Here is an 11667-nt window from a genome sequence, read left to right as displayed (position 1 = left end):
TAGATAAAGGAGTAGAATGAAGATAGAGGAGATAATCTCTGAAGTGGTCTTCGTTAATATCAAAAAGATTGTCATAATTAATGAAATCAAGAAAACGAGCGATACCGTCCATATAATTGATAATAGTTTTATCGGCAAGGTTTTTTAAATCGAGAGCGATCCTAACATCATTAAGGATAGGAAATTGTTTGATTTTGTCATTTATAGATTTAGTATTCATAATTAATCAGTCCTTTCTGTTATAAAATGACAACTAAATTATAAATAAAAAAAGCCATCATAAGAAAGATGGCAAACAAAAAAATATAGAAAACATAAAGAAAGAATTGAGCTAACGCGTAGCGTTTTAGTACAATAGTAAAAAAAGGGGAATAAAAATGGAATTAGAAAGTGTTATTGAACAACGTCGTAGTATTAGAAAATATAAAAATGAAATGGTTGATTTAGAAAAAATCAAACAAATCATTCAAGCTGGAATCGAAGCGCCATCATGGAAAAACAGTCAGACAGCACGATATCATGTAATTAGCTCAAAAGAATTATTAGAAACCTTTAAAAGCACATGTTTACCAGAATTTAATCAAGAAAACTGTAAAGATGCACCTGTTTTGATCGTTAGTACTTTTATTAAAGATCGTTCTGGTTTTGAACGAGATGGTAGTCCTAGCAATGAGCTGGCCAATGGCTGGGGCTGCTATGATTTAGGACTTCATAATCAAAATATGATTTTAAAAGCAACAGAATTAGGACTGGCAACTTTGATCATGGGAATACGTGATGAGAAAAAAATCAGAGAAATGCTAAATATTCCTACAGAAGAAATAATTGTTGCTGTTATTGCATTAGGCATTGGTGATATTGAACCTGATCGTCCGAAACGTAAATCAGTTGCGGAGGTTGCAACATTTTATTAACTATTACTTTTTGTAATAGTTTTTTTATGCATTTCTTTTGCAATTTATAAAATTATCATTTATACTATAGTCATACCCCCTAGGGAGGGGTAAGGAGGGAAATATGAAACAGAAATATAGTGTTAAAGGTATGACATGTTCGGCTTGTGAAAACCATGTTTATAATAGTGTTTGTAAATTACCAGGGGTCAATAATGTAGAAGTAAATTTATTGACTAATTCGATGAATGTTGATTATGATGAAAGTAAAGTTAGTGATACCCTAATTATTAAGGCAGTAAATGATGGTGGTTATCAAGCAAGTTTGTTTGATGAGAGTTTAGTAGATAATGATGATTTAAGTGATTTAAAGAAACGTCTTATTTATTGTTTTATTGCTTTAGCTTTATTGATGTACGTTTCGATGTCATCGATGTTTAATTATCCAATACCGGCTTTTATTAGGAAAAATAGTTATATTAATTTTGCTTTACAGACTATTTTTCTAATCCCGATTTTAATTTTGAAAAAAGATTATTTTATTAATGGCTTTAAGAATTTGATTCATTTAGATCCAACGATGGACTCATTGATTGCTTTAGGCTCAGGTGCGGCAATTATATATAGTTTTTATTCTTTAGTTTTGAGTCTAACTGGTTCAATGATGGAAGAGCATTTGGTTCATAATATATATTTAGAATCGGCAGGAATGATCGTTACTTTAATTAGTTTTGGTAAATATTTAGAAGCAAAATCAAAAAAGAAAACAACAGATGCCATAAGTCGATTATTAGAGCTAGCACCTGATGTGGCGTGTCGAGTAAATGATGGAAATGAGGAAATTGTTAAGATTTCTGAGCTTAAAATTAATGACCGGGTTTTAGTCAAAGCTAATGAAACGATTCCCGTTGATGGAAAAATAATTCAAGGATTTAGTTCGGTTGATGAATCAATGATCACTGGAGAAAGTTTACCGGTTGAAAAAGATGTTGCTAGTTTAGTAATTGGCGGAACAAATAATCTTCAGGGAAGTTTTATATATGAGGTAACGAAAACAGTTGAAGATAGCACTTTAGCTAAAATAATCGAGTTAGTTGAAGAAGCCTCTAGTTCCAAAGCACCAATGACAAGAATGATCGATAGAGTAGTAAAATATTTTGTTCCTACAGTAATTATCATTGCAATCATAACTTTAGTTTATTGGCTGATTGCAGGAATGGGATTGAATTTTGCAATTACTAATGCCATTGCTGTATTAGTGATTTCTTGTCCATGTGCATTAGGTTTAGCGACTCCAGTAGCAATTATGGTTTCTACCGGGGTTGGAGCTACAAATGGGATCTTGATCAAAAGTGCTAGTGTCTTAGAAAATGAAAATAATATTGATGTTGTTGTTTTTGATAAAACGGGGACTTTGACCCAAGGAAAAGTACAGGTTAGAGATGTTTATAGTAATAGTTTAGCTAATGAAGAAGTAATTAAGATCATCGCATCTTTGGAAAAAGGTTCTAGTCATATTTTAGCTGATGCTTTTATTCAAAAAGCTGAGGAATTAAATATTGAATTGATTGAAACTGATAAGTTTGAATCATTAAGTGGATTAGGAATCAAGGGAACGGTTTTGAATCAAGAATATTTAGTTGGTAATCTTAGAATGATCAAAGAAAATAAGATTGATTTTAGTGATTACCAAGATAAGATAGATAGTTTTGTAGCTCAAGGTAAAACATTAGTTTTTCTAGCTAGTGAAAATAAATTAATTGGTTTAGTGAGTATTTTTGATGAAATCAAACAAACTAGTAAACAGGCAATTGAGCGTTTAAAAGAGATGAAGATCAAAACAGTAATGCTTACTGGTGATTTAAAAACATCAGCTAATGCTATTAATCAACAATTAGGATTAGATGAAGTTATTGCTGAAGTATTACCACAGGATAAAGAAAATGTAATTAAAAAGTTACAAAGCCAGGGTAATAGTGTTATGATGGTAGGTGATGGAATAAATGATGCCCCAGCTTTAGTTCGCAGTGATGTTGGTGTTGCTATTGGTAAAGGTAATGATATTGCTATTGATGCTGCTGATGTTATTTTAATGAAAGATGATATGCGGGATATTGTTTCTTCGATCGAATTATCAAAAAAGACAATTTTAAATATCAAAGAAAATCTATTTTGGGCTTTTATATATAATATAATTGGAATTCCTATTGCCGCTGGAGTTTTCTATCATTTATTAGGATTACGTTTAGATGCGATGATTGGTTCATTGTGTATGTCACTTTCATCAGTTTGTGTTGTAAGTAATGCCCTTAGATTAAAACGTTTTAAACCATATTATAAAAAGGAGAATAAAAAGATGAAAAAAGAACTTAAAATTGAAGGTATGATGTGTCAAATGTGTAAAAAACATGTTGAAGAAGCTTTAAATAATTTAGCTGATACGAGTGCAGTTGTTGATTTGGAAGCTAATAATGCAATCGTTGAGACAACTTTAGATGATTCTGTTTTAAAAGCAGCAGTGGAAAAAGCCGGATATAAGGTAGTGGAAATCAATAATGTCTAATGAAAAAGTATTATTGCGTTTAAAAACAGCACGAGGACAAATTGATGCTGTTATTAAAATGATTGAAGATGATCGATATTGTATTGATATTTCTAATCAGTTACTTGCGATACAGTCATTAATTAAAAATGCTAATAACGAAGTTTTATCAAATCATTTAAATCATTGTGTAAAAAATGCTATTAATGAACATGATGCAGATAAAAAAATTGATGAAGTAATCAAATTATTAACTAAATTATAAAAATAGTCTCGTTTTAAACGAGGCTAGTAATTAAAATCAAGGATTTTTTGATAAAGATCATTTTCTAATAAATCAAAAGATGTTTGGATGATGATCAACTGCTTATCTTGAACAAAAATAATGTTATTATAAAAAGAATCGTTGGAAAGTAAATAGCCATTAGCTATTTGCTTTTTCTTTTCATAATTATAAACATTTAAATAATTATTTAAATATTTATTAGCTTTATCATTAGAAGAAAAACAATAATAATTAACTTTTAAAATTTCATCATCATTACTTTCAAGATAACTAGTTGCTTCTTTGATCATTAAACTAGAACTTTTAGTATATGTATCATTAGGTACACTAGAATAGCCTAAATCATTTAAAGTTAAAATATTATCTGTTATAGGAATGTTTTTTCTTTCGATAACATCTAATAAAAAACCGCTAATAATCATCAAAATAGAAATAATAAAAAGCCAGTTTGATAAGATGAAACGATAGGGCTGTATTTTATCTGGCTCAAAAGCGGCTGCTTGAGCAAGATTATTTTTGATTTTTTCAGTTTGAAGATAATTACTGATGGAACGGACTATTAAAGAAATACATAATATTAGCGGGGTATAATGAAGCAAAATAGCACCATTAGTAATAAATTCATTTGGATCATTGTTTATAAAAACATTAGGAATTAATAAAAAAGATAAAAATAAGCTAATAAAAACAAATAAGATATTATATAATGTTTTATTTTTTTTAAAATAATCGAGTAATAGTTCTTTATTAGTTTCTTTGATAGTTATATCTTTTTTATTTTTAAAAACATATATTTTATGCGTTTTACCAATAAATTTATAACCATGATTAAGATAATTTAATAGCCACTTATCACGTTGCTCATGATTTTTTTGATGACTATTTTTATCAGGAATAAAAATATCAGTTTTGTAATAAAAACGCTTATTATCATGTTTAAAAAAAGTAAAGAAATCAGCATTATCACAATTATAACCCTGTTTAGATAAGTTATTGAGCTTAGTTTCTAATAGTTTATATTCACTTGTATCATAATTTGTTAATTTTATTTTCATAGATAACTCCTTTTCTATAGTAATAGAGTATCATTTTTTGGTGAAATAATAAAGTAAAACCATGTTTAACATGGTTTTACTTAGAAAAAGCTGATTCTGGCTCTTCACTTATATAAGCAGTTTCTTCAAGCACATAAGCTTCGGCGATATTTTGGCAATGATCACCCATCCGTTCTAAATTAGCTAAAATATCAACATAAGTAGAATTAACTAAAGTCGATTTTTCAATTTTATTACTAACACGTTTTATATGGCGCTGTTTAGCTTTTTTGTTAAAGTAATCAAGATCAGATTCTTTTTCATCTACATATTCAATATCTTCTAGTTTATGATCATTAAATGCCAATATGGTATGATTTAACATATCAATTACCATATCCATCATTGTTTCAAGATCTTTTCGAGCTTCAGGTGAAAAGTCCTCCTTTTCATCATAGACTGCCTCATAATATTTGACAATATTAATACAAAGATCACCGATTCTTTCAAAATCTTTTATTGTTTTCATATTAGCTAAATAATCAATAGAATCATGATCATTCAATGTTTCATGAGAAATCAAAACTAAATAATCAGTTATTTTTGCATCCAGTGTATTGATAGCATTTTCCATTTCATATACGCTATCTTTAGCACTGCTATTTTTGGTATTGAAATAAGCTCGAATGCCTTCAACAGCTTCCATTGTAATATGTCCCATTTCAATGATTTTATTTTTAGCAATTTCTAAGGCATGGCTAGGAAATAATTGAACAACGTTTTGATCAAGCTCACTTAGATCCATATTAATTTCTTTTTTACTGTTTGGTAGAATTTTTTTGATTAGCTTAACAATTGAAGGAATTAAAGGAAAGAAGATTATTGTTGTTACAAGATTAAAAATACCATGAGCTAATGATAACTGCAGTTCTGGTAAAATATGCAATGAACTTGCTAACCACTGAATCAGCATTGAAAAAGGCGTTAAAACCAGCATAAATATAATTGAACCAACAACATTGAATAAGACATGGAAAAAAGCAGCTCTTTTAGCTGGAACAGTTCCTCCAAATGAAGCTAGCACCGCGGTTATAGTAGTACCGATGTTACTACCAAATAAAAAAGGTAAAGCAATCGATAATCCAATTGCTCCTGAACCATACATTTGCTGGGCAATTGCAATGACTGCAGCTGAAGATTGAACCGCTGTAGTTAAAAGGGTTCCACCTAATAAACCTAGCCATGGATTTTGTGACAAGTAGTTGGCAACTTGACTAAACTCAGGTACTTTAGAAATATTAGCTAAATTATCGCCCATTAATTCTAAACCATAAAATAAACAGCCAAAACCAAATATAACCTGGCCCATATATTTAGTCTTTTTATTTTTTGAAAACATCAAGCAAAAAGCTCCAATAATTATAAAGTAGACAGCATATTGAGATATTTTCAAACCTACAAAAACAGAAGTTATAACAGTTCCGATATTGGCTCCCATGATTATTCCAATTGACTGTTCAAGTGTCATCAAGCCTGAACGAATCAAACCAATTGCTAATGCAGTAGTACCTGAACTTGATTGAATCAAACAAGTTACAAAGGCTCCAATCAAAATTCCTTTAAATGGACTAGAAGTATATTTATCGATAATATTCTTTAATTTATCACCAGAATAGCCTTTTAATCCATCACCCATATATTCAATTCCAAATAAAAACAGTCCTAGTCCCGCCAATATTAGCGGCCAGTCTATATCTGCTAAAGTCATAAAATCATCCTCCTAGAAACAATAATAATAAAATGTTAAGATTCTGTAAATTATTTGTAAAATAAATTAACAAAATCTTAACAAAACTATTTTACTTAAAATCTTTGACAAATTATGATATGATAGATAACTATGAAAGGGGATGCACTAATGAGTAGTAGAGGAAGAAAATTTTTATCATATTATCGTCCATATTTACGATTGTTTTTAGCGGATTTATTTTGTGCGATGATAGCAGCGGGAATAACTCTTGTTTTTCCAATGATTATCCGATACTTAACAGGAACTGTTTTAGTTGATCATAATTTTGAAATCAGCGTTATTTATAAATTAGGAATATTTATGATCATATTAGTTATTATCGAATATCTATGTAATTATTTTGTTGCTTATCAAGGTCATGTAATGGGTGTTTATATGGAACGTGATCTTAGAAATGAACTTTTTACACATTATCAAAAGCTGTCTTTTAGTTTTTATGATGAACAAAAAACGGGGCAGTTGATGTCGCGCTTAACTAATGATTTGTTTTCTTTGACAGAACTGTATCATCATGGACCTGAAGATATCGTTATTTCTCTTATTAAGTTTTTTGGTGCTTTTATTATTTTAGCGAATATTAATCTTCAACTAACTTTGATTGTTTTTGCTTTTATTCCCATAATGGGTGGTTTTATTTATTACTATAATCGAAAAATGAAAAAAGCATTTAAAATAAATAAGCAAAGAGTAGGCGACATAAATGCCCGAATTGAGGATAACTTATCAGGAATCAGAGTTGTAAAAAGCTTTGGAAATGAAGACTATGAGATAAATAAATTTCATGATGAAAATAGTAACTATGTAAATAGTAAAAGAAATAGTTATTTTTATATGGGAAAATTTCACTCTGGTTTAGGTGCTTTTACAAGTATGATTACGGTTGCAGCAGCGATCTTTGGTTCAATTTTTATTTCAAAAGATATTATTAATGTTGCTGATTTGGTAGCATTTTTGTTGTATATCAACAATTTAATTGATCCTGTTAAGAAGTTTATTAACTTTACGGAACAGTTTCAAGAAGGAATTACTGGTTTTGAGAGATTTATGGAAGTCTTAGAAATAGAACCAGATATAAAAGATAAAAAGGATGCTCGTAATTTAGAAAATGTAAAAGGAGCAATAGAATATTGTAATGTAGCTTTTAGATACAATCAAAAGAGTGATTATGTTTTAAAAAACATAAATTTGAAAATTAGTCCAGGAGAATATATTGCTTTAGTTGGATCATCAGGTGCTGGTAAAACTACGATTTGTTCTTTGTTACCAAGATTTTATGAGGTCAGTGAAGGAAAAATATTGATCGATGGTCAAAATATTAAAGATATAAAATTAAATTCATTGCGTCAGAACATTGGAATCGTGCAGCAGGATGTTTATTTATTTGCCGGAACAATATTAGATAATATTCGTTATGGCTGCTTTGAAGCTAGTGATGAAGAAGTTATCGAGGCTGCTAAAAAAGCTAACGCTCATGATTTTATTATGGAACTTCCTGATGGTTATAATACAGATTGTGGACAGCGAGGCGTTAAGTTATCTGGTGGTCAAAAACAGCGATTAAGCATTGCTCGAGTATTTTTGAAAAATCCGCCAATTTTGATTTTTGATGAGGCAACAAGTGCTTTAGATAATGAAAGTGAGCATGTTGTTCAAGAATCGTTAGAAGCTTTGGCAAAGAATCGAACTACTTTAGTAATTGCTCATCGTCTTTCAACGATTAAAAATGCTAAAAGAATCTGTGTTTTATCTCATGAGGGAATTGTGGAAGAGGGAACTCATGATGAGCTATTAAAGAAAAATGGTCAGTATGCAAGTTTTTATTATTTAGGAAAAAATATATAATGATTATTTGAGCAACAGTAAGAAATATACTTACTGTTTTTTTATTGTGATAATAGATTATTCTTAAAATTTATCAAAAGTATAAATTAATGTGTAAAAAGGATAAAGAAAAATTGTATTTAAAATGATATAATTTCAATTGTTGGGATTTTTAAACCATTTTTAGCGTATTACATCATTCTATTATAAAGGGAGATTAAATAGATGAGTGTTATGCTGTAAGGAGGGGATAATTTAAGATTGTTTGTAAATTAATGAACTATTAAGACAAGGAGGGAAAGGAAAATGTTTTATAGTTTAAAAAATATCAAGAAAATCGGATTAAGCTTGGTGTTAGCTACTAGTATGGTAGCATCTAATCTAACTGTTTTTCATGCTCAAGAACAAGTTTCCAGAAGTGGACAGTTAACAAATGCTAGATATGAAAGAACTGATGGAAATGACGTCTATCTATCATTTGGTGGTGGTGAACAAGCTAAAATCACATTTTTGAAAGATGAGGTATTCCGTTTTAATATGGAACCAAAAGGTGATTTCAAAGATGCACCTGAGCCAATGGCACCTACGCATACTACAAAGATCGTTGCTAAAGATGAGCAGGAATATATAGATGAATATCAAGAAATTGAACCGGTTGTAAGCCAGGAAGATGACAAAATCATCATTTCTACAGATAAGATTCAATTATTGATTGATAAAGATCTTGCTAAGATGGAATTAAAAAAAGCTAACGGGGAAACGGTTTGGAAAGAAAAAGAATCGTTAAAATATGACGGTACTAAAACAATTCAAACTTTAGAAACTGAAGAAGACGAATACTTTTTTGGTGGAGGAATGCAAAATGGTTATTTCTCTCATAAAAACAGAAAAATAGAAATCGTTAATAAAAGTACTTGGGTAAGTGGTGGTGTTGCTTCACCAAATCCTTTTTATTTTTCAACTAATGGTTATGGTGTGTTAAGACATACTTTCCAGCCTGGAGAATATGATTTTAGCGCTACAGCTACAATGGAACACGAAGAAGATCGCTTCGATGCTTATTATTTTGTAGAAGATAGTTCAAAGGATATTCTTTCTGATTTTGTAGAATTAACTGGTAATCCAATGTTTATGCCTAAATATGCATTCTATCAGGGGAATGCGGATTGCTATAATTTAAACGGGGAAAGTTTATTAAATGAAGGGATTAATCGTGCTGATAAATACAATGAAATGGACATGCCAGTAGGGTGGTTTTTACCAAATGATGGTTATGGCTGCGGCTATGGTGGACTTGATAATTTAGAGTCTTTTGTAGGTGAAGCTGCTAAAAGAGGTTTTAAAACAGGTCTATGGACAGAACAAGATTTAGATAAATTAGATAAAGAAGTACAATCAGGAACTCAAATGATCAAGACCGATGTTGCCTGGGTTGGAGAAGGTTATTCATTTGGTCTAAACGCTGTTCGTCAAGCTTTTGAAGGAATTGAAAATAACTCTGATAACCGTGCTTTTGTCTTTACTGTAGATGGCTGGGCAGGAACTCAACGTTATGCTGGACTTTGGTCAGGTGATCAAACTGGTGGTAACTGGGAATATATTCGTTTCCACATTCCTACATACATTGGTTCTGGATTGAGTGGTAATCCAAATGTGGGATCTGATTTAGATGGGATTTATGGATCAAATAATATAATTTCGACTCGTGATTTCCAATGGAAAGCATTTACTCCGATCATGATCAATATGGATGGCTGGACAACTGGCGGTGAAAAAAACCCTTGGTTCCATGGTGAACCATATACATCAATCAACCGGATGTATTTAAAAATGAAAACGGGATTAATGCCATATTATTATACATATGCTAAAGAAGCTCATGATGATGGGGTGCCAATGGTGCGAGCAATGATGCTGGAATTTCCTGATGATCCAAATACATGGACAAATTTAACCCAATATCAATATATGTGGGGTGAAAATTTATTAGTAGCTCCAGTATATAATGAAGCTGATAATAGTGCTGAAGTAAGAAATAATATTTATCTTCCAGGTGGTGAAGATCAAGTATGGATCGATTATTTTACAGGTGAACAATATACTGGTGGTAAAGTAATCAATAATTTCAGTGCCCCATTATGGAAATTACCATTATTTGTAAAAAATGGTGCCATCATACCAAAGACACCAGAAAACAACTCACAACTTGAAGTAACTGGTGATGAAGATCGTATTTTTGAAGTTTATCCATCAGGAAATACTGATTTTACAATGTATGATGATGATGGTGAAAGCCAAGAATATAAAGAAGGTAAAGGAGCAACTACGCTAATTACTTCTGAGGCACCAAAAACAGGAACGGGAACAGCTACAATTACTGTTAATCCAGCTAGGGGTTCATTTACAGGAATGAAAACAGCTCGGGGAACACAATTTATTGTTAATGTACTTAAAGAGCCAGCTTCATTATCAGCTACTATCAACAATCAAGAAGTAGCTTTAAGAAAAGTAACTACTCAAGAAGAATTTGATAATGCTACAGATAATGTATATTTCTACAATGAAAGACCTAATTTAAATCATTATGCTACTGAAGGCTCTGATTTTGAATCAGTAGAAATTATTACAAATCCAAAAGTACAAGTAAAAATTGCTAAAGATGATCGTGATATTACTAAAGATACTGTAAAACTAACAATTGAAGGTTTCAATAATACGCAAGAAGATGTAATTAATGAAGCTGATCCTGATTTATCAACTGCTGAAGTACCAGTATTATCAGCAGAAGCTGATGATAATTCAATCACTTTAGATTGGGCTAGTGAGGAAGGTCAACAATTTGATTTAGAAATTGATGGTACAATCTATCATAACGTTTCAGCACCATTTGTTCATGAATCATTAAATGCTGATGAAGAACATATTTATCGTTTACGTTTATATAATAAGTTATAAACTTAAACAAATTTTTTTGGAAACAAAAAAAGGATTTCTAATTATATCCAAAATACTGAATAGTAAGTAATCCATAATAAAAATTTGAATTAAGTTTCATTGTACTAAAACGTATGTAATTCTTATGATGGCTTTTTTCTCCAAGAATGACTGTTTTGGTATCAATAATCAAAATATTTTAAATAAATACTGTTATTCTTAAGTTGTTTAGTGGTAAAATAGGCATAGTGGCCCCCTCCCCAAATGAAGAGGTATTCTATTGTGGAGTTGATTAGGATGAATCCAATAAAGGGAATATAGAATTTTTGTGAGGAATTCTATAGTTC

The 11667-nt window shown here is 30.5% G+C and carries 8 protein-coding genes; 5 read left to right on the top strand and 3 right to left on the bottom strand.

What is annotated here, in order from left to right; translation table 11 throughout:
* On the bottom strand, positions 1 to 220 hold a 220-nt coding region (locus BR82_RS16855; RefSeq protein WP_027090543.1), incomplete at its 3' end, for a phage integrase N-terminal SAM-like domain-containing protein.
* Positions 221 to 377: 157 nt separating this feature from the next.
* Here BR82_RS16855 and BR82_RS0113035 point away from each other — a divergent pair.
* The 3 genes from BR82_RS0113035 (at position 378) to BR82_RS0113025 (ending at position 3700) form a co-directional block, all read left to right on the top strand.
* The gene (locus tag BR82_RS0113035) at positions 378 to 914 is read left to right on the top strand and encodes a nitroreductase family protein (protein WP_027090542.1); all 537 of its coding nucleotides are present in this window, start codon (positions 378 to 380) and stop codon (positions 912 to 914) included.
* A gap of 103 nt (positions 915 to 1017) precedes the next feature.
* The gene (locus BR82_RS0113030; RefSeq protein WP_027090541.1) at positions 1018 to 3456 is read left to right on the top strand and encodes a heavy metal translocating P-type ATPase; all 2439 of its coding nucleotides are present in this window, start codon (positions 1018 to 1020) and stop codon (positions 3454 to 3456) included.
* Positions 3449 to 3700, top strand: a complete 252-nt coding sequence (locus BR82_RS0113025; protein ID WP_027090540.1) for a metal-sensing transcriptional repressor — start codon at positions 3449 to 3451, stop codon at positions 3698 to 3700. Before BR82_RS0113030 ends, BR82_RS0113025 begins: the two co-directional genes overlap by 8 nt.
* 23 nt (positions 3701 to 3723) lie before the next feature.
* On the opposite strand, the gene BR82_RS0113020 is transcribed toward BR82_RS0113025, so the two are convergent.
* Together BR82_RS0113020 and BR82_RS0113015 are read right to left on the bottom strand one after the other, a co-directional pair.
* Positions 3724 to 4776: a DUF2812 domain-containing protein gene (locus tag BR82_RS0113020; RefSeq protein ID WP_027090539.1), complete on the bottom strand. Its 1053-nt coding sequence runs from the start codon at positions 4774 to 4776 to the stop codon at positions 3724 to 3726.
* 76 nt (positions 4777 to 4852) lie between these two features.
* The gene (locus BR82_RS0113015) at positions 4853 to 6523 is read right to left on the bottom strand and encodes a Na/Pi cotransporter family protein (RefSeq protein WP_027090538.1); all 1671 of its coding nucleotides are present in this window, start codon (positions 6521 to 6523) and stop codon (positions 4853 to 4855) included.
* A 150-nt stretch (positions 6524 to 6673) separates the two neighbouring features.
* Here BR82_RS0113015 and BR82_RS0113010 point away from each other — a divergent pair, with 150 nt between their 5' ends.
* Both BR82_RS0113010 and BR82_RS15905 read left to right on the top strand, forming a co-directional pair.
* Complete coding sequence (locus tag BR82_RS0113010) at positions 6674 to 8407, top strand: ABC transporter ATP-binding protein (protein ID WP_027090537.1); 1734 nt, start codon at positions 6674 to 6676, stop codon at positions 8405 to 8407.
* A gap of 285 nt (positions 8408 to 8692) precedes the next feature.
* A complete protein-coding gene (locus BR82_RS15905) occupies positions 8693 to 11341 on the top strand; it encodes a glycoside hydrolase family 31 protein (protein ID WP_051592841.1) in 2649 nt (882 codons plus the stop codon).
* Positions 11342 to 11667: the final 326 nt, after the last annotated feature.

The organism is Thomasclavelia saccharogumia DSM 17460, assembly GCF_000686665.1.
GTDB classification, from domain to species: Bacteria; Bacillota_I; Bacilli_A; order Erysipelotrichales; family Coprobacillaceae; genus Thomasclavelia; species Thomasclavelia saccharogumia.
The sequence above is the reverse complement of the archived record's forward strand: the minus strand, read 5'-3'. Positions and strand labels throughout refer to the sequence as shown.

Coding starts and splice junctions, on each gene's coding strand:
- BR82_RS0113025 (WP_027090540.1), top strand. CDS start 3,449: ATGTCTAATGAAAAAGTATTATTGCGTTTAAAAACAGCACGAGGACAA.
- BR82_RS15905 (WP_051592841.1), top strand. CDS start 8,693: ATGTTTTATAGTTTAAAAAATATCAAGAAAATCGGATTAAGCTTGGTG.
- BR82_RS0113030 (WP_027090541.1), top strand. CDS start 1,018: ATGAAACAGAAATATAGTGTTAAAGGTATGACATGTTCGGCTTGTGAA.
- BR82_RS0113020 (WP_027090539.1), bottom strand. CDS start 4,776: ATGAAAATAAAATTAACAAATTATGATACAAGTGAATATAAACTATTA.
- BR82_RS0113010 (WP_027090537.1), top strand. CDS start 6,674: ATGAGTAGTAGAGGAAGAAAATTTTTATCATATTATCGTCCATATTTA.
- BR82_RS0113015 (WP_027090538.1), bottom strand. CDS start 6,523: ATGACTTTAGCAGATATAGACTGGCCGCTAATATTGGCGGGACTAGGA.
- BR82_RS0113035 (WP_027090542.1), top strand. CDS start 378: ATGGAATTAGAAAGTGTTATTGAACAACGTCGTAGTATTAGAAAATAT.